This is a genomic window from Olleya sp. Hel_I_94 (assembly GCF_007827365.1).
Lineage (GTDB): Bacteria > Bacteroidota > Bacteroidia > Flavobacteriales > Flavobacteriaceae > Olleya.
The window spans coordinates 2,558,271-2,577,250 of the sequence record NZ_VISI01000002.1 but is presented as its reverse complement, the minus strand read 5'-3'; the positions used below and the strand labels follow the sequence as shown (position 1 = coordinate 2,577,250).

The 18,980-nt window shown below is 32.2% G+C and carries 14 protein-coding genes; 1 reads left to right on the top strand and 13 read right to left on the bottom strand.

What is annotated here, in order from left to right:
* Window position 1: 1 nt before the first annotated feature.
* From JM82_RS14675 to JM82_RS14645, 7 genes are all read right to left on the bottom strand, one after another.
* Window positions 2-550, bottom strand: coding sequence for a hypothetical protein (locus JM82_RS14675; protein ID WP_145005701.1), 549 nt, complete (start codon window positions 548-550; stop codon window positions 2-4).
* A gap of 64 nt (window positions 551-614) precedes the next feature.
* Complete coding sequence (locus JM82_RS14670) at window positions 615-1,208, bottom strand: hypothetical protein (protein ID WP_145005696.1); 594 nt, start codon at window positions 1,206-1,208, stop codon at window positions 615-617.
* A gap of 81 nt (window positions 1,209-1,289) precedes the next feature.
* Window positions 1,290-2,162, bottom strand: coding sequence for a hypothetical protein (locus tag JM82_RS14665; protein WP_145005693.1), 873 nt, complete (start codon window positions 2,160-2,162; stop codon window positions 1,290-1,292).
* Window positions 2,163-2,241: 79 nt separating this feature from the next.
* The gene (locus JM82_RS16585; RefSeq protein ID WP_315897459.1) at window positions 2,242-4,005 is read right to left on the bottom strand and encodes an OmpA family protein; all 1,764 of its coding nucleotides are present in this window, start codon (window positions 4,003-4,005) and stop codon (window positions 2,242-2,244) included.
* A gap of 258 nt (window positions 4,006-4,263) precedes the next feature.
* Complete coding sequence (locus JM82_RS14655; protein WP_145005689.1) at window positions 4,264-4,641, bottom strand: hypothetical protein; 378 nt, start codon at window positions 4,639-4,641, stop codon at window positions 4,264-4,266.
* A gap of 64 nt (window positions 4,642-4,705) precedes the next feature.
* Complete coding sequence (locus tag JM82_RS14650) at window positions 4,706-6,067, bottom strand: DUF5689 domain-containing protein (RefSeq protein ID WP_145005686.1); 1,362 nt, start codon at window positions 6,065-6,067, stop codon at window positions 4,706-4,708.
* Window positions 6,068-6,106: 39 nt separating this feature from the next.
* Window positions 6,107-8,914, bottom strand: a complete 2,808-nt coding sequence (locus tag JM82_RS14645) for a TonB-dependent receptor (RefSeq protein WP_145005683.1) — start codon at window positions 8,912-8,914, stop codon at window positions 6,107-6,109.
* A gap of 140 nt (window positions 8,915-9,054) precedes the next feature.
* Between JM82_RS14645 and JM82_RS14640 the strand changes: the two genes are divergently transcribed.
* Window positions 9,055-10,149, top strand: coding sequence for an endonuclease/exonuclease/phosphatase family protein (locus JM82_RS14640; protein WP_145005680.1), 1,095 nt, complete (start codon window positions 9,055-9,057; stop codon window positions 10,147-10,149).
* 56 nt (window positions 10,150-10,205) lie between these two features.
* On the opposite strand, the gene JM82_RS14635 is transcribed toward JM82_RS14640, so the two are convergent.
* From JM82_RS14635 to JM82_RS14610, 6 genes are all read right to left on the bottom strand, one after another.
* The gene (locus JM82_RS14635; RefSeq protein WP_145005677.1) at window positions 10,206-10,640 is read right to left on the bottom strand and encodes a hypothetical protein; all 435 of its coding nucleotides are present in this window, start codon (window positions 10,638-10,640) and stop codon (window positions 10,206-10,208) included.
* Window positions 10,641-10,749: 109 nt separating this feature from the next.
* Window positions 10,750-12,420: a choice-of-anchor J domain-containing protein gene (locus JM82_RS14630; RefSeq protein WP_145005674.1), complete on the bottom strand. Its 1,671-nt coding sequence runs from the start codon at window positions 12,418-12,420 to the stop codon at window positions 10,750-10,752.
* Between the two features lie 12 nt (window positions 12,421-12,432).
* Window positions 12,433-14,964: a TonB-dependent receptor gene (locus tag JM82_RS14625; RefSeq protein ID WP_145005671.1), complete on the bottom strand. Its 2,532-nt coding sequence runs from the start codon at window positions 14,962-14,964 to the stop codon at window positions 12,433-12,435.
* Window positions 14,965-15,132: 168 nt separating this feature from the next.
* On the bottom strand, window positions 15,133-16,776 hold the full coding sequence (pgi, locus tag JM82_RS14620; protein WP_145005668.1) for a glucose-6-phosphate isomerase: 1,644 nt from the start codon (window positions 16,774-16,776) through the stop codon (window positions 15,133-15,135).
* Window positions 16,776-18,095, bottom strand: coding sequence for a M23 family metallopeptidase (locus JM82_RS14615; RefSeq protein ID WP_145005665.1), 1,320 nt, complete (start codon window positions 18,093-18,095; stop codon window positions 16,776-16,778). Before JM82_RS14615 ends, pgi begins: the two co-directional genes overlap by 1 nt.
* Window positions 18,053-18,976: a tryptophan 2,3-dioxygenase family protein gene (locus JM82_RS14610; RefSeq protein ID WP_145005662.1), complete on the bottom strand. Its 924-nt coding sequence runs from the start codon at window positions 18,974-18,976 to the stop codon at window positions 18,053-18,055. The genes JM82_RS14615 and JM82_RS14610 overlap by 43 nt, the downstream gene beginning before the upstream one ends.
* Window positions 18,977-18,980: the final 4 nt, after the last annotated feature.

Below are 18,980 nucleotides of genomic sequence, written 5' to 3'. Positions count from 1 at the left end.
ATTATCCTTTAGTTTTATATTCTATACTATCAGGATCTCCTGCACTACCATAGTTAAGTGGGTTTAACTGGTTAATGTTTTGATGTGGAGCTTCAGTGTTTCTAGTAACTTCTTTAACCGTTGGAATAAAAAATAAGGTGGAGCGCATGACGCTATCCTTGTCTTTTTCAAATTTTACATTTTTGGCTCCAAAATATACTCTTAAACTAATTTCGTCTTTTGCATATTCTTTATCAGTATAAGCTTTAACGTATTTTATGTAGTTTTCTAATTCTTCAAGACTAAAACGAATCGCTCTAGAGTCTTTAATATAATCACTATCCTGCATGTCGACACCTTCTATGGTATCCACTAATGGCTGATTTAATTTTTCGTTTATAAATTTATATTGGTTTTCAAGATAGTTTTTCTCATACATTTCTGCTTTTTTTAATGAGATTAAACCTGTTGGTTCTTTGTAAGAATCGTTGTTTTTTTGACACTCTTGAAAGAGTAAAAACCCTAGTACTAAACAAATGATTAGTAATGACTTTGATGTTAAATTTTTCATTGGTTGGTGGTTTAAATTAATAGCTAGATTACTAAGTTAGTATTTTACTTTTTAATATATTTTATTACTGTTTGTTTTCTTTTAAAAAGCAACTTGTCCAACCATCTTTATTTGACTTATTAAAACCAATGACTTCTGTAAACACATCTTGTCTTGTTTTTAACCTGGTTGATTGATCAAATTGAATGTCATAAAATGGTGTTTTTATCTTTTTAAAAGTTGCCATCACATCTGCTCTAACATCGTTTTTTAATGTAATAGATGTTACTTCTTGTACTTCTCTAGAGACTAATCTAACATAAGCAATATTGTCCTTCTGTTTGGTAATATGCTTTTTATATTCTGGTTTAATGGAAACATTATAAACGGTATTTATCCTGATATGATCTGACATTTGTTGATTGCTAGAGGATAATGAATCCAAGACTACAATCCCAGATTTTGCTAATTTTTTAATGTAAACTAACTCTGCTAGACTTGTTCCTGCATTTTGATAGGTCATTTTACCAACATAAATTCCTTTTATAAATTCCACTGGATTTTCTGCATCGCAAGCTTTAATGTTTTGTAAAGCTAATGCTTTAGTTAAACCATTATTTGCATCTGTACATGACGATAAAATAAGAGATGTTATTAGTAGTGTAAAGAGTTTTTTCATTGTTTAAAATTTAATAAAACTCAAGACTATTTGTATTAACAGTCTTGAGTTTGTTAGACTAATTTTGAAATTATGTAATGATTATTCTTCGTTTCCGTCGCAAATATTTTCGATTAGTGTGATAATATTTTCTGCTATACTATTAAAGTTAGGGACAATCATTTTATCTCCTAAAATATTATTATTAATAAGCTCTAGCTCATAATTAGACGATGCTAATGTGGATACTAAAACTAATTGCACGTTATCTAAATTAGCTTGAGTAGCCAATCCATTTAAAAAGGTATCATCAATAGCAGTATTAATATCATCATCTCCTCCTGCTGGTGCATCTGTAATTATAAATACTAGTTTAGTTATACCAGATCTCCAAGATCCCGAAAAATTATTATTTAAAATTTGATCTAGTAATAATGCTCCAGGCTCTGCAAAACCATTACCAGAACCCAATGACATATTTGCACTATTTAAATTAGCTAATTGCGTGCTAAAAGTTGTTTGATTTGCAGTAGCAAATGGCTCCATCATGGTTAAGTATTGGTCAGTAGGTGTACCTGTAGTAATAACTTGTTTTTGCGCAGTAGGTAAATTAGTATATCCAACCTGAGTATTGTAACTAGGAGTAGTACCTGCAGTAACCTCGTCAAAAACTGATAACGACAATCGGTAATCACCACCAGACTCTGTTACAATACTTGTTGCTATTGATGAAATTGAACTTTTAATACCTTCAATAGCTTCTCCCATACTACCTGTATAGTCTATTAAAAACGCTACGTCCATACCAGAGTCACATGAAAATGGAAAGGTGTCTGATGGTGTGGTATAACCGCAAGCCTCGTCATCACTACATGCAGAAGCAAATAAAGTTAAAACGGTTATTACTACTAATTTTATTGATGTGAAAAATCTAGATTCTGAATCGTTATTTTTCATTTTATATATTGTTTTCATGATTATAATTTTTAATAAATTAAGGCAGCTTTTTGTTTTATATACTGCCTTAATTTGACATTGATTTATAGCTTTTAATTTAATTGATACACACAACTTTAAATTCTGTTCTACGATTAATAGTGTGTTCATTTTCTGAGCATTGCACGCCATCTGCACAACGATTTAACAACTCTGACTCTCCTGCTCCACGAGCAATTAAACGGTCTCTAGAAATTCCTTTAGTCATTAAATAATCTACTGTAGATTGTGCTCTTTTTTGAGATAACTCTTGGTTGTATTGGTTACTACCTCTAGAGTCTGTGTGTGATGACATTTCCACTTTAATGGTTGGATTATCTTGCATTAATTTGACAACATAATCTAAGTCTGGTCTTGCTGCTGGAAGAATATCCCATTTATCTAAATTAAAAATAATGTTATCTAATTTAATGGCTTGACCACAAGGATTCACACACATTTCAAAATCAATAAATAGTGATTTATTACGATCAATATCAGATGTAGACACTTCTACTTCATTAGAAAAATACCCATCTTTATTTCCGTTTAACGCATAAGTAGACGCTTGTTTTAAATGAAAAATAAATCCACCATCTAAGTCAGACAAGGTGTTTTTTTGTCCAGCTTTAACTTTATCTTTAAGAAGAATATCAACCCCTTGAATACCTTTATCTGTATTACACTCTACTACGTTTCCTTTTAGGATGAAGTTTAAATCACCATATCTAATAACTTTTTGAATGCTATTACCATCTTTCTTACACGCTTTAAAATCATCTTTAGTAATACTTGTTTCTTCTAGGTTTATACCATGTAGTTTTCCTTTTACTATTAAATCTGCTTCAGCAACATCATTAAATACTACAACTCCATATGCGTTAGTCACACCAGACTGCACAATATTTCCGTTTAGGTCTGTTAACACTACGTCTGTAAAAGGTAATGTTTCGTCTGTGTATTTATCTCTAGCTGTAATCGTTACACCACAACCACAAGTCGCACAACATCTTGGCATGTGGTCTTCTCCACATACTTCGCATACAGATACTTTTTCTTTTTTATTAAATTTAAAAGTTACTCCTGCAAATAGTCCTACTGAAGATATATCACAATCACAAGGTTCCTCTCTTAACACTGGACCACTTTGATCTAGGCTATTAAAATTTACGTCTACATCATTAACCGTGTTAAAAGGATGGTATCCTGCAGCTATATTTAATGTTGGATCCAATTGCTCTGTAGCACTAAAATGTTTTAAATAATAAGCACCTACATTAATCCCAAAATTATCGTTTAAGTAATAGGTGAAACGCAATTGTCCTTTAAAACTAAAAACACTAGATAAGTCATAACCAGAATGAAAGTTTAGTAGTGTTGAAGCAGGATCGTCTGTTAACAATGTTCTTCCACCTTTTATTGACGCTAAACCAACTCTTGTATTCAGCTCTGTAGAGAAACGTCTAGACTGACTACGATATTGGAAATTTGGACCTATACCAAAGAAGACTCTAGAAATATCATCTTCTGACAAAATGAAATTATTAATTTGACCTCCTCCTGCGTAAAAAAGATTGTCTGTTGGATAGGTGCTTTCTGGTTGGTTTTTGATATAATCAAAATCAAACCCTAGACCAAACCAATTCCAGTAATAATCTAAGGATAATCCTAAATCCATTCCACCATTATAATCTATAAAAGGTGTGTTATTGTTATAACTTGGAAAGTCATAACCAATTCTTGGTGACAATTGAAAATAGTTATTGTCATCCTGTTGTGCGTTTGTAGTAAATGCCGAAGCAAATACAAATACGATTAATAAAAATTTTAATAGAGTTTTCATGATTTACATTTTTAAATTTTAGTTATACACGTTTATATAAAGAAGCCTTTAGTTTTGTTACCCTTCTTTATTAAAATTTGCATTAATCAATTTATTGGGAGTTGTCGCTATAGCACAAATGTCTAGAGTCAGACCCTGTAAATAAAGACCAAATAGGCTATTGGTCGTTTTGAATCCATTAAAGGTTATAATCAAATCATAAGACATAAAAAAAGCCTGCTATTATATAGCAGGCTTTTTTTAATACGTTAAGTAGGATTACATACTTTGCAGTAAAATTATTGCAAGTATTAAACTAACTAAAGGCAAACTTAACAGTAATGTTAGATTGTGACTGCTTGCTTTACTTCTATTAAACTTTGCGTTAAGTACCTTTCTAGTTTTACCACTGTACTTTAACCAGTTTTTAATATGTATTGCTATCGCAATAAGTACAAATAAGGTCCATGCTTTTTGACTTGAAATAGTAGATGCATTCATTTTGGTTAAAAATGTTGCGGTAAAAACACCTAATAAAAAGAACAAGGCGATTTGTAACGCAGAGATATAAACTAAAGCAATAGTATTAGCCTTTTGTTTAAAACGCGCTTTAAACGCAGTAAAAACAGTAAAAAAAAGTTGATCGAATGTTGTCATAAATTGAATAAAAAAACCTGCTACAATGTAGCAGGTTTTTTTTAGATATTAGTTTTTGCAAAAATTATTCTGCAGAAATTTTTACGTTATCCACTTCCCATGTTGAAGCAGCAGAACTTGTTGAAGTATATTTAAAAGCAATAAATACATTTCCACCAGCAGCAGCAGATAAATCTAAGCTACCAGAATCTGTCCAAGATGACCAGCTACCTTCGTTAGTATCTAACGTTGGTGCTAATGCAACCCATGTTCCGTCTGTATTAGGATTTCCTCCTGTATAATCTGTAGCATAAAATACTTCTAAGTTATTACCACCATAACGTTTTACTGTTTGGAAAGATAAAAATGCAGATGGTACTGAAGATAAATCAATTGGTAATGAGATTAACCAATCTTCGTTTGTTTGTGCTCCACTAGCAAAGCCATTCATAGTTGCACTATCACTTGGATTACCAAAGCTGTTATAATACCACTCTTGTGCTCCTGTAACGCTAAACGTTGTCCACTTATCTAAGTTAGCAGCAGAGAATGAATCTTGAAATAAAGGATCACATCTAAAACCATCCATTACTACATCATCTGTAGTATTTAAATTGATGATTAAGTCGTAACCATCATAAGTTTTGTTTACTATCCCAGAGATAGAACCTTTTCCATCTGTTGGTAATAATTCATTTTTAAAAGCAGCAAAAGTACTAGACTCTAAAGTAAAAGAACCAGCGTCAGAACAGCTTTCAATAGATCTTTGAGAATCAAAATCGTCTGTAGGATCTACGTAAGGTTTGTTTTCTAAACCTGCAGGAAATTGTACGTTAACTAATTTAACAAACATACCAATATGCTCTTCTCCTACATCAGATAATTCTAATTCTACAGGCATTAGTGTTTCTGTAGTTGTAGATCTAAATAAGTGGTTAGGTATTTGGTTAGATGTCATTTCTAAAACATCGTTATCAAACGTATCAAATTTACCACCAATAGTTACAACATCATCACCAGTATTAGTTTCACCAATGTATAAATCTTTAAGATAGATATAAACCTCTCTACCTTTATTAAATTGGTTATAAGTATCTGCTTGATTTAACACTACCTTTAAAGTTTGTGTTGGGTCTGTTGGACTGTCTTGGATAAAAAATTCTTTATAAAAGTTTCCTGTTTCGTCACTTGAAGACACATAACCTTTAACCGCTATTTCTGATACAAATTGCGTCGCTTCGTATTGTACAAAGTTAGATTTAACTTGAGTTATTGTTTGTAACTCAACTTCTCCTGATTCAATTTTTGAAAGTAATTTATTTAAGGCAGCATTCTCTTCATTTCCTTGAGATTCTGGAACTGAATAATCGTCATTTTCTACACAAGAAGTTACAGCCAATAAAGCCATAAAACTAAATGCTAATGTTAAAAATTTATTCGTTTTCATAATTGTAATGTTAATTATTAATAATTTTTCTTTTTCTTTTTAAAATCTAAGATACACATTTACAAAGTAATTAGCACCTCTACCATACCAGTATTTAGGTCCAAAAACTCTTTTTTCAAGGTTTACATCATCTCTTAAAGCTCTGTAATCCGCACGTCTACCTTGTTCAAAACCTCCAGTTTTGTATTCTTTATCCAAAAGGTTACCTACACTTGCAAAGAAACCAATAAATTTATCTCCAATCTTCCAAGACTTACCTCCAACTAAATTTACTACCATGTAGCTATCAAATTTTTCTTGTTGTAATAACTCTTTTGCAATTGCTGGATCGTAATCATTATACGGTAATCCATCTGCATCTGTGTAAAACTCAGTTGATCTAGATAATGGACTTACGTCTATGTAAGCATTATCAAAAAAGTTAGCTGTTGCCCCAAACCACCAGTAATCTGGATCTCTGTATTCAAATCCAACTGAATAAGCTGTTTGTGGTCCACCTGCCACTTTATAATCCTTTAAGTTAGATGTACTAACTAATCCAGATGTGTTAACAACATCTCCACCTTGTACATCAATAAAATCCTCTGAAGTTGATGTTACATACAAGTTTGGATTATTGTTGTAAGTATATTGTCCTACTGATGCCGCACCTTTTAATTTAATAGTAGGTGTTACTTGTGCTTCTATACCAAACTCTCCACCAATGTGTTGTTTTTCTACTCCTGACAATACTTCTTGGATAAATCCTGTAGTACTACCTTGTGTAAAGAAGAAACCTACTTCGTTAGCATCTTCTATTTTAGTATAAAAACCTGTTAATTTAGCTTTGATAATTGGAGATCTAAAGATATAACTTGCATCTACTGATGAAATTTTCTCTTCAGTAATATTAATATCTGTATTATTTACACCATTAATAACACCAACATAATCATGACTTTCTCTAGAGTTTGTATATGTGTTTCTGATAGAAGGTGCTTTTGCGATATAAGCTCCATTAAAATCTAATAAATGTTTACCAGATATTTTATAAGTAAATCCTGCTTTTGCACCATATCCTGTAAATTCGATTTTATCTCCTTTACCAAATGAGTTGTCTCTTTCAATACCGTTTTCGATATATACTTGGTTTTCGTTTTTATATAAACCTTCTCTTTGGTAATCTGTTTTTGTTACGCTTCCTGCTAAATAAAAATCAACTTTGTTGTATTTGAATTGTGCTTGAGCAAAACCAGATATTTCGTTAACATATAAATTATAGTTGTATCTAAATTTATCTCCTACAAAAGCAACTTGGTCAGGATTGTTTAAATCAAATTGATTTTGACTGAAAGAATCAACATTTAAAGCTCCTGTTGTGCTTCCTAATAAATCAATAATTTCAGCAAAGTTTTCAGAATCTAATTTTTTATAATTTACACCTGCATTAAACAGAATGTTTTGGTTAATCTCAGTATTAAAAATAGTATTTAATGTTAATTGCTTATCATCGTTTCTATCTTCATATAATACGTAGGCAGCATTTGCACCTGTTATATTATTAGTTAAGTTAGCATCTAAAATTCTGTTCCAATCAATTTGACCATCATTTAAAAACTCTTGTTCAGCTTCATATGCACCAGCTAAATCGTCATCTTCAAGAAAATAACTTGGTAGGTTTTGGTAGTATGCAGGACTTGGATTTTCTCCTCCAGCATAATCTAAACGACTGTTTCCTACTTTACCAAATTGGTAACCTATGTTTGTATTTAAGCTTGTTTTTTCAGTGATATCCCAATAATGGTTTAACATTAAAATTGGCTCTTCCACTTCTTTAATACGAGAATTTTTTTGCTCTCCATCAAAATCTCCCCAAAACTCATTATACTTAATACCTTTAAGATCATAAACCTCTTGTGTATTTGCAGAAGATTTTCCTCTTCTGTTTGGTGCGTATATAGACGTAAAGTTAATGCTATGCTTATCGTTTATTTTCTTTTCTACAGAAGCAAAAAATGAATTTGAATCATATAATGATGCATCCTGAAAACCTTCGTCTCCCCAACGTCTACCAATCATAAGTGTATATGCCCAACCATCTTCCATTAATCCAGAAGCATAACTAGCCATTAAACGATTTGTATAACTTCTGTTTGAAGAAGAGTAAGTAATACGACCACCTTCTCTGTAATTAGAAGCTCTAGTATTAATATTTGTAGATCCTAATACACCTCCAAATGTGTAAGCCGATGGTGTTAACCCTAAACTTAACTCTTGGTTACGCATAACGTCGTTTAATCCTCCCCAATTACTCCATTGTGGACGACCAGTATCTTGCTTATTCATTTCAACACCATTAATTAATACTTTGGCGTTGTCAGAATCTAAACCTTTAATTCTGAAAAATGATGAACTAAACTCAAAAGCAGCTGTACGCTGAAAAATGTCTTGAGAAGCAGATAATAATCCTGAAATATTATCAGAACCACTTGTGTCATCATTTAACTCGTCATCAGACAAAGTAATGGTAAATAAATCTTGCTCGTTTGTAACTGCTAGATCTAAAGTCATATCTTGGATATCAAGCGTCTTACCTTCGTTGATAATGATTGGATAAAACTTTGTAGTAAATCCATCTTTTTCAATTTTAAGAATTTGCTCTCCTAAAGGGACTTCATTCTTAAAAGTAAACTGACCAAACCCATCTGTTTTTTCAGTCAATACTGTTTTTTGAATGGATACTGTTACATCTGGAATAGGCTCATCCGTTACTGCGTCCTTAACACTACCTTTTACTGTAGTTTGTTGTGCAACAAGCGTAAACGTTGAGAAAATTCCGAATAAAAAAATTAAAAAACTTTTTTTCATACTAGAAATTATAGTTAATAAAAATGCTTAACCGTTAAATAATCATTATTTAAGGCGTGCAAATTTACATTATTTATAATAAATATCTACTTTTGGCAGGAGTTTTGTATTAACATAACTATAACATAATATTAGAATACATGAAAAATTTTAAATTCTGGGCTGCAGCGTTTTGTTTAACGGTTGTTTTTTCTGTAAATGCTCAAGAAAAGAAGAAGTTTAAAGTACATACTGTTGCTTTTTATAATCTTGAAAATTTATTTGACACGATTAATGATCCAACAAAATATGATGAGGCTAGTCCGATGATGGAACTTAAAGCAGACCGCTCTGAAGTGTACAAGAAAAAAGTACATAATATGGCACGTGTTATCGCAGATGTTGGAAGTGACGTTACTAATAACACACCTGCACTTATCGGTATTTGTGAGGTTGAAAACATTAATGTAATTGAAGATGTTGTAAACGACCCTTTATTATTAGGTAAGGATTATGGTATTGTACATTTTGATGGTCCTGATAACAGAAGTATTGATGTTGGTTTACTTTATCAAAAATCATTATTTCAAGTGGTATCAAAAAGCACGCATACTTTAAAAATTTACGATGATAAAACACGTAAACGCGTTAACACAAGAGACCAACTATTAGTTACGGGAAAACTAGAAGGAGAAACAATGCACATTATTGTTAACCACTGGCCATCAAGAAGTGGTGGAGAAGCTAGAAGCAGACCAAAACGTGTTGCAGCTGCTAAGCTAAACAAAAGTATCATTGATAGTTTACAATCTATAGATCCTTATGCTAAAATTATTACTATGGGAGATTTAAATGATGACCCAACAAACTCTAGTGTTAAGGATGTTTTAAAAGCTGAAAGCGACAAAAACAAAGTTGACTTTAAAGGTATTTACAATCCTTATATTGACATGTTTAAAAAAGAGGGATTAGGTACTACTGCTTATAGAGATGCATGGAGTTTATTTGATCAAATAATGATTACTAAGCCTTTTTTAGACAAGGATTATTCAAACTTTACCTACTATAAAGCAGGTATATTTAATAAATACTATTTAGTAAACAAAAAGGGTCGTTACAAAGGTTATCCTTTAAGAAGTTTTGCTGATGGTGGATTTACTAATGGGTTTAGTGATCACTTCCCTGTTTACATCTACTTAGTTAAAGAGGTAAAAGACACTGACACCACATCTGAAACAGAAGTTAAGAAGAATTAATTTTTAAATTATATAAATAAAAAAAAGCGACCTTAATTAAGGTCGCTTTTTTTATACTATAAATTTAACCATGCTTTCCATGGTATTTTAGCTAACACTAAAACTAATGCAATGCTGTAAAAGATTGCAATTGACTTAAGTTTGTTAGTAGATGTTAGTTTCTTTTTATGCTTTGAATATCCAATAGTAATTAAGGCTACAGCTAGAATCATAGCAACAGGATGCTCTACAACATTTGATCGCATTGTTGCATTTTTCATGATTTCGCCCATACTCATTTCAGAGAAGTAGTCTGCAGCAAACCAAAGCACAATACCAATTAATAAATGTATATGAGATACAATTAATGTAAAAAGAGACATTCTAAAATCTCTTGCTTCATACTCCTTTTTTGTCACTGTTTTATACACTGCGTTAAAGGTTGCCACTACAATCATAAAAAGCACCAAATATGCCCAATAATGATGTAACCATTTTAATGTTGAATACATATATTTTTAGTTTATTAATTAAGGTCTAAAGGTAATAATTAATTACATAAAAAAAGCCTCTTCAATTGAAGAGGCTTTTAAAATTTATTATGTGTTATAAATTAGAAATCTATTGGTATACCCAAATTCCTCCCATTTTAATAACTGCAAAGTCTTCAGTAGTATTACTACCATTGTAAACTTCTATAGTCACAACATACTTTTGCTCTTCAGCAGCAGAAGGATCCATTTGGTTTAACACCACAGCTACTGCTTCAAGTACCATTGGGTTTGTCCATTCTGCACTGTTACCAACTCTTCTGTCCATATTCCCATAGTTTAACATACTTGCAGTTGCTGTTGGATAATCCGCCTCTAAAGCAGATGCTATAGTAACGTAATCTTCAGCAGCTAAAGTATATCTAATTGTATTATCTGGTACCCAAAGACCGTTATCAAATCCAAACTGAAGCGTTGTAGATATAGTAGATTGATGAGCTTCAAACTCGCCATTAACTACAGTGTATAAGTTACCTCTTCTTTGTGCTCCTGAAGAACTAGAGAAATAATCGTAAACAATAAATAACTCCTCATCCTCTTGACCGTAAGGGAAATTTAAATCTAAGAACGTTGGTAAATAAGAGTTTGGAGATAATGAACTACTAAAGTTATTATACTCACCTGGTTGTCCAGAAGCTGTACCCATTGCGTCATAATCTGCAGAACTTAAGTAATAAACACCTTCCATTGCTACCCATGTACCACCTGAGTACATAAAGTATTCTCCTTTAGAATTTGTTGTACCTGTTGCTCCTAGAGTTTTAATAGCTATGTTAGAGATTCTCCATCTTCCAGCGTCACCTTCATCAACTGTAGTCGTTGCAGGATCATCACCTATAGACTCATATTTTAAAGCTACATTAATAACTTGACCATCGTAAGCAGAAAAATCGTAATCTTCTGAAGCAGCCATATCACCAGTAGCAGGATTTGCTAATGTAATCTCATCCCAAGTAGCAGTTAATACATCTCCTGTGTAATCTGTAGACACTAAAATTTTAACTAGTGAAGCATCATCTGCAAAATCAAGTTCTTGTGTAATTTGAAATTTAAGATCACTCTCGTCAGTTAAGTCCACTGAAGGAGAAACAATCCACTCTTCATTTGTTACTGCTGATCCAAAATAACCATTTCCTTGAAGGTATCCTGTTGAAGATGTCCAAACATCGTCTGCTCCAGTTTCTTCAACAATTGTCCATCCTTCAAAACTACCTGCAAAGTTATACTCTACTAAGTTAGCTAAACCAACAACTGGGTTTTCAGTATACTGCTTGTATTTTGCTAAAACTACTTGTCCTTCAGTAGGAGCAGTGATTTGAGCAGTTAATACATCAGGAATTTGAGATGTTGCATTTACATTTGGGTAGAATCCAAAAGCATCACTACCTGTAGTTGCATAATCAGAATTAGTTAATTGGTAAATATCAGAATTAGTTAAATCAGAAACACCTTCAGCGTTTCCAACATATAATTGGTATCCAACTAAAACTGAAGATCCTTGACCCCAAAATGGATATTTATTAGCTAAAAAATCCGGCAAAAGCGCTTTAGCTTCCTCAACAGAATTAAAACTACCAAAACCTAATTCTAACTCATCATAATCATCACTTGTAAGTGTGTAAGATTCTGATCCTTGAATTGGATCTGCTGATGCATCTAAGTCATTATAGATGTCTTCAATAGGGTTACAACCCACTAAGGTTATCCCTAAAATTGCTAAACAATAAATTATTCTTTTCATTTTAAATATTTTTTAAAAATTAACTTTTAATGCTACACTGTAAGTTCTACCAGCTCCATAATATACTTGAGCTTTTAAAGCAGTACCATCGATGTCATTAGCATCAGAAACATACTCTGTATTGAAAACATTATTTACTTTTCCTATTAAAGTTGCATCAAAAGATCCGATTGCAAAACCATGTTTTAAACCAACATCAAATAATCCAAAATCAGGCACTTCCCATACATCTGGTAAATCTGCACTCCCTCTGTTTGTTACATCATAAGAAGCATAGTTGTCACCTGCAAAGTTATAATCAACATAAATATTAGATTTTTGAGCTAATTTATAATCTAAACCTAAAGCGAATGTAGTTTGAGCAGCATCACCTACTTTAATTCCATCTGCAACAACTTCTACAACGTCAATTGCATCTCCTGCTTGATCTCTAATAATTGCTGATACATTACTTTTCCATTGCCAATCTCCTAAAGAAGCCATACCTGTTAAAGTAATATTGTCATTTGCTTTATATCTAAAATCAACCTCAACACCTTGGTGTAAAGCATCGATCCCTTGTAAGTTGTAGAAAAATAAGTTATCTCCAGTACCAATTGAACCGTTAAGAGATTTGTCTAACCATTTAGTATGGTACACGTTTACGTTTGCACTAAATTTCTCGCTACGGAAACCGTAACCTAACTCTGCACTAAATACTTTTTCGTTTACTGCTCCTCCATTTGGAACAATTCCATCTTCATCTAAAAATACATCATCTAAAAATGGCGCTTTAGAGAAATAACCAACATTTACAAAAACATTATTGTTTATGTCTAAGTTATAGTTACCACCTCCTTTAATACCATAACCAGAAAAATCAACTGCATCAGACTCTCTGCTACCAAATATAGTATTGTTCATGTATTCTCTTTGCTTATAGTTACTGTTAGAAATATCTCCAGCCATAAACACATTTAATTTCTCAGAAACTTGATATTCTGCTTGTGCAAACAAACCATATCTATTAACAACACCGTCGTAATCTTTATTATATCTATCTCCTACTTTAAGTGGTTGTCCAAAAGCAAATGTATCCGTCTCATTATCTAAGAAAAATTGACCTCCTAATAAATCATCCACTTGGTACCAGTGTGATCCAACATAATAACGTGCGTCTAAACCTCCTGATAATGTTAATTTATCATTGATAGATGTTTTATACGTGGATAATACACCATACCATTCGTGAGAGTTTCTAGAAGAAGAAATAATATCACTAGAACCATTTACTCCATTAGCTTGATTTTCTGCAACTATTTTATCAAAATCGATAGGTTGTAAACCTGAAGTACCAATTCTGTAATCATCAGATCCAATTTTAGATCCTTCATCTCTACGTCCTCCACCAGAACCAAAAGAAGCATATACTGCTGTAGATAAAGCTGAATTATCATCTATATTCCATAAGTGATTTATGGACATTTGTGGTTTGTGGTAAAAGTTATACGATTGGTGATAAACTTCTCCGTTTTTATAACCCCAATCTCTATTTGCTTTTTGCGGTCCTGAATCTGTATCTTGTAATTCTTCAATTGTAGAACGATTAAAACGTTGACCGTGTTCTTGTTGAGAACCAAAAGCTGTAAATGATAATCTGTGAGCTTCGTTTATTTGTTGTGATAAACTAAGAAAATAATTATATCCTGAAAACTCTGTTCCGTCAACATAACCATCACCTGAAATTTTTGAAGCACTAACTGTTGCTGCAAAACCTTTATCGCTTAAACCTGTTGAATATGTCATTCCGTATTTGAAATATCCATCATTAGCGATACTTGTACCAAAACTTCCACCTTCTTCAGCGTCAGTAGTTTTAGTAATAATATTAATTGTACCTCCAACAGAAGCTACTGCTACTTTAGATGCTCCTAAACCTCTTTGTACTTGCATAGTAGATGTTACATCACCTAAACCTGCCCAGTTACTCCAATAAACAGCTCCATTTTCCATATCGTTAACTGGAACACCGTTAATCATTACAGCAACGTTTTCTGAGTTAAATCCTCTAAGGTTAATTCTACTATCTCCATAACCACCACCTTGCTTAGTTACATAAACTCCTGGTGTAGATTTTAATATTTCTGGAAATTCTTGAGTTCCTAATTTTAGCTCAATATCTTTAGCTTTAATTGTAGACACTGCAACTGGTGTTTTTCTGTCAACTGCTACAGATGCAATAATCATAATTTCATCCAAAGAATTACCTGAACTTAAAGATACATTCCCTAAGTTAGTATCTCCGTTGAATGGCATACTAATTGTACCATAACCAACATAAGAAATTTCGATAACTCCAGAAGGCGATTTAGTTTTTAAAGTAAAATTTCCATCAAAATCAGAAGTAGTTCCATTTGTAGTACCCTTCTCTACAACACTAGCAGTAGGTAGTGGTGAGTTTAAATCGGCATCCATAACTGTTCCTGTAACAGTACTTTGAGCCATAGTAAATGCAGTAAACATAAGTGTTACTGCTAAAAACATAACTTTAATTGTGTTTTTCATTGTGTTTAATTATGATTTGTTAGTTTCAAATTTTGTGCAAAAATACGACTAATTATAGTTGTAATATTAACTTAATGTTAACAAATTTACACAATGCAATTTACGTATACTTTTTAGTACTACGTAATACAAATCAAATCAAACAATAAACAAAGTTTTTAACAATGCTTACCTTAATTTTTTGTAGAGATTAAGCAAATTTAACGTGGAACCGTCATGATTATCAAAAGCCTGATTATCAAACTCGTTTAAAATTTTATTTGCCAGTTGCTTTCCTAACTCAACTCCAAACTGATCATAACTATATATATTCCAGATTATTCCTTGTACAAATATTTTATGCTCATACATAGCTATTAACTTACCTAAGCTTTCTGGCGTAAGCTTTTTAATGAAGATGGTATTTGTTGGCTTATTACCTTCAAATACTTTAAATGGTGTTAATTCTTTTATTTTTTCTACTGAAAGGTTTTGACCTTCAAATTCTGCTTCAACTTCTGCTTTTGTTTTACCATTTAATAAAGCTTCTGTTTGCGCAAAATAATTAGACATTAATTTATCCTGATGATCTTGATTACCATGCAGTGACTGTGCAAAACCAATAAAATCTGCTGGAATTAATTTAGTTCCTTGATGAATTAATTGAAAGAATGCATGTTGCGAATTTGTTCCTGGTTCTCCCCAAATTAATGTTCCTGTTTGGTAATTAACAAGATCACCATTACGATCAACACTTTTACCATTACTTTCCATAATACCTTGCTGCAAGTACGTTGCAAACTGAGTTAAGTATTGTGTGTACGGTATTACTGCTTCACTTTCAGCATTAAAAAAATTATTATACCAAATGCTTAATAAGGCTAAAACTACTGGAATGTTTTGTTCAAAGTCTGTGCTTTTAAAATGCGTATCCATTTTATTTGCTCCAGCTAAAAGCGAATCAAAATTTTTGTAGCCAACCGACAAGCTAATTGTTAATCCAACTGCACTCCATAACGAAAAACGACCACCAACCCAATTCCACATTGGAAAGATATTATTTTGATCAATTCCAAACGCCTTTACCTTTTCAATATTAGTCGACACTGCTACAAAATGTTTTGCAACATCTTCTTGTTTAGCATGCTCTAAAAACCAAGTTCTGATAGTATTAGCATTAGATAACGTTTCTTGCGTTGTAAATGTTTTAGATACAATTACAAATAAAGTTGTTTCTGGATTTAATGTTTTTAAAACTTGGTTAACATGATCACCATCTACGTTACTTACAAAATGCGTTGTTAAATGATTTTTATAAAACTGAAGCGACTCCACAACCATAGCTGGTCCTAGATCACTACCACCAATACCAATATTTACAATATCTGTAAAGGCTTTATTTGTATATCCTTTTAGTGCTCCAGAAATTACTTGATTAGAGAATGTTTCAATTTTTTGTTTTACTTCAAAAATCTCAGGCATAACGTTTTTGCCTTCAACTAAAATAGTATCTGTAGCTTTAGCACGCAATGCAGTGTGCAACACCTCTCTACCTTCCGTTTTATTTATGACTTCTCCAGAAAACTGAGACTGAATAGCTTCTTTTAACTTTGTTTCTTCTGCTAATTCTAGTAGTAAGTTAATAGTTTCAGAAGTAATTCTGTTTTTAGAATAGTCTACATAAAAATCTTCCCAATTAATGGCCATTTGGTTTGCTCTATCATTATTTTGAGCAAACAAATCTTTCATTTCTAAACCTTTTACGTTTTCAAAATGTGCTTGTAATTTTTTCCAAGCTTTAGTGGTCGTCGGGTTGATTGAAGGTAATGCCATTACTTAGTATAAGTTATTGAGTTTTTAGACGTTTCTTGGATATCTAAAATTTGATTTTCGTCAATTGGAAGGATAAATTCAATCCCATCTAATTGTGTTTTAAGTGGTTTTACAAATTTTAAATATTTAGCTTTTAAGCTATCCGAAATCGCTTCGGCTTCTGGTAATTTTTGTTTAAATGGATCTACTTGTTTTCCGTTTTTCCAAAAACGATAACAGACATGTGGTCCAGATGTATTACCTGTCATACCTACATAACCAATAACATCTCCTTGTTTAACAAAATCGCCTACTTTAGCTTTACGCTTACTCATGTGCAAGTATTGCGTACTGTAGGTTGAGTTGTGTTTAATTTTTACATAGTTACCATTTCCGCCACGTTTTGCAGACTCAATTACAGTCCCATTTGCGGTTGCTCTAATTGGTGTACCAATATTAGCTGCAAAATCCGTCCCTTTGTGTGGTCTTACGCGATTACCATACAAAGCAATTCTACGGTTTAAATTATATCTGGAAGAAATACGTTTATACTCAACAGGTGCTTTTAAAAAGGCACGTCTTAAGTTTTTTGCGTCTTCGGTAAAATAATCTTTAAGCCCTTTAACTGTATCTGTTTCGAATTCGAATGCATAAAAATCTTCTCCGTTGTGCTGAAAGTATGCTGCCTTAATATTATCAATTCCAGCATAAATACTGTCATCGATATATTTTTCGGTATAAATTAATCTGAATTTATCGTTTTTTTGAAGTCTAAAAAAGTCAATCGTCCAAGCATAAATATCAGACATTTTATAAGCTAATAATACACTTTTACCTTGCTTTGCAAAAGCTTCAGATATATTAGACTCGATAACACCTGAGACTTCTTTTTCTACAAATTTTATAGGCTTAGTACTTGAATAGGCATGAATTGAATCTTGAAAATTGATTACAACATAGTCCGTTTTAGTAGGTTGATATATAAAACATTTTGGTTGTTGAAGCGAATCGTTTGAACACAACAAGGTGTAAGGTTTTCCGATTTGCAATCGTGTAATATCAAAACTATCCTTTGTTTGTTGTGCTATTTGAAATATTTTAGAATAATCTATCTGGTTGCGCTGCAGGATTTCGCCAAAGCTATCACCTTTTCTAATGGTATCACGCTTAACAACATAATCGTTAAGTTTAAAACCAAACTCATAAACCTCTTCAGGTTCAATAACCGAAACAGTATCTATTGGTGTTTTATCTTCTTTTTTACAACTAATTATTACTAAAGCAAAAGCTAGTAATATTAAACATTTTTGCCCCAATCTTGTAATTCTTGTTTGCTCCATAAATCTGGAAAAAATATTCGTCTTTGATACTTTGGATGCATGTATTTTACCCATTCACTTCCTCCTGTTGCTTCTGCAGTTTTTCCACCAATATTTAAATAGTGATTTGCAGTGTTATAATGTGCCATTACCCAAGTAATATTTACTGTGTAATCGTAATGACGCATTGCTTTGATTAAATCTTTATCTTCTTTAACATCTTGTGGTAAACTTTTGAAGATTGTCCACAAGTTATGTGTGTTATAGAATTCTGCAAATCTAATAAATTCGTCTTTGTATTTGGCTTCAAAAACTGTTAATGTATAGCTTTTTTTGCCTGTTTTATAATCCTTTCCTGCTGCTTGCCAATATAAATGTTCAAAAGCATGCTCAAAAGACGTGTTTCTATCTATAGTTTCTCTAAACCTATTGTCAATAAGGTTAATCAACTCGGTTGAAGCAAATTCAATTTTACGATATTGTGCAGACTGAAAACCACTTGCAGGTGTTAACGAATTACGAAATTTATTGTATTGCTCTACATCCATTCCATCTTTCATTACTGTAAACGAAGACGTTAAAACATCAAAATAGCGACTGATACGCATGATTTTAGTTTCAAAAAAAGAAGCTGTTATATTTTCTTTTTTTGCGACTTGATCAATCTCCCACAAAATCATTTTAAACAACAACTCATTTACCTGATGGTACATCAAAAAAACCATTTCGTCAGGCAAGGTTGTGCGTTGTACTTGTAAGTTTAAAAGCGCATCTGTTTGAATGTAGTCCCAATAATCGATAGGCTTACTATGCAATAAACCCTCTAAATGTGTATTTACATTTTGGTCTAATGCGTTATATTTATCTTCTAACTGGTTGGTTATTTTTTGGTCTACACTCATGCTT

Coding starts and splice junctions, on each gene's coding strand:
- JM82_RS14675 (WP_145005701.1), bottom strand. CDS start 550: ATGAAAAATTTAACATCAAAGTCATTACTAATCATTTGTTTAGTACTA.
- JM82_RS14670 (WP_145005696.1), bottom strand. CDS start 1,208: ATGAAAAAACTCTTTACACTACTAATAACATCTCTTATTTTATCGTCA.
- JM82_RS14665 (WP_145005693.1), bottom strand. CDS start 2,162: ATGAAAACAATATATAAAATGAAAAATAACGATTCAGAATCTAGATTT.
- JM82_RS16585 (WP_315897459.1), bottom strand. CDS start 4,005: ATGAAAACTCTATTAAAATTTTTATTAATCGTATTTGTATTTGCTTCG.
- JM82_RS14655 (WP_145005689.1), bottom strand. CDS start 4,641: ATGACAACATTCGATCAACTTTTTTTTACTGTTTTTACTGCGTTTAAA.
- JM82_RS14650 (WP_145005686.1), bottom strand. CDS start 6,067: ATGAAAACGAATAAATTTTTAACATTAGCATTTAGTTTTATGGCTTTA.
- JM82_RS14645 (WP_145005683.1), bottom strand. CDS start 8,914: ATGAAAAAAAGTTTTTTAATTTTTTTATTCGGAATTTTCTCAACGTTT.
- JM82_RS14640 (WP_145005680.1), top strand. CDS start 9,055: ATGAAAAATTTTAAATTCTGGGCTGCAGCGTTTTGTTTAACGGTTGTT.
- JM82_RS14635 (WP_145005677.1), bottom strand. CDS start 10,640: ATGTATTCAACATTAAAATGGTTACATCATTATTGGGCATATTTGGTG.
- JM82_RS14630 (WP_145005674.1), bottom strand. CDS start 12,420: ATGAAAAGAATAATTTATTGTTTAGCAATTTTAGGGATAACCTTAGTG.
- JM82_RS14625 (WP_145005671.1), bottom strand. CDS start 14,964: ATGAAAAACACAATTAAAGTTATGTTTTTAGCAGTAACACTTATGTTT.
- pgi (WP_145005668.1), bottom strand. CDS start 16,776: ATGGCATTACCTTCAATCAACCCGACGACCACTAAAGCTTGGAAAAAA.
- JM82_RS14615 (WP_145005665.1), bottom strand. CDS start 18,095: ATGGAGCAAACAAGAATTACAAGATTGGGGCAAAAATGTTTAATATTA.
- JM82_RS14610 (WP_145005662.1), bottom strand. CDS start 18,976: ATGAGTGTAGACCAAAAAATAACCAACCAGTTAGAAGATAAATATAAC.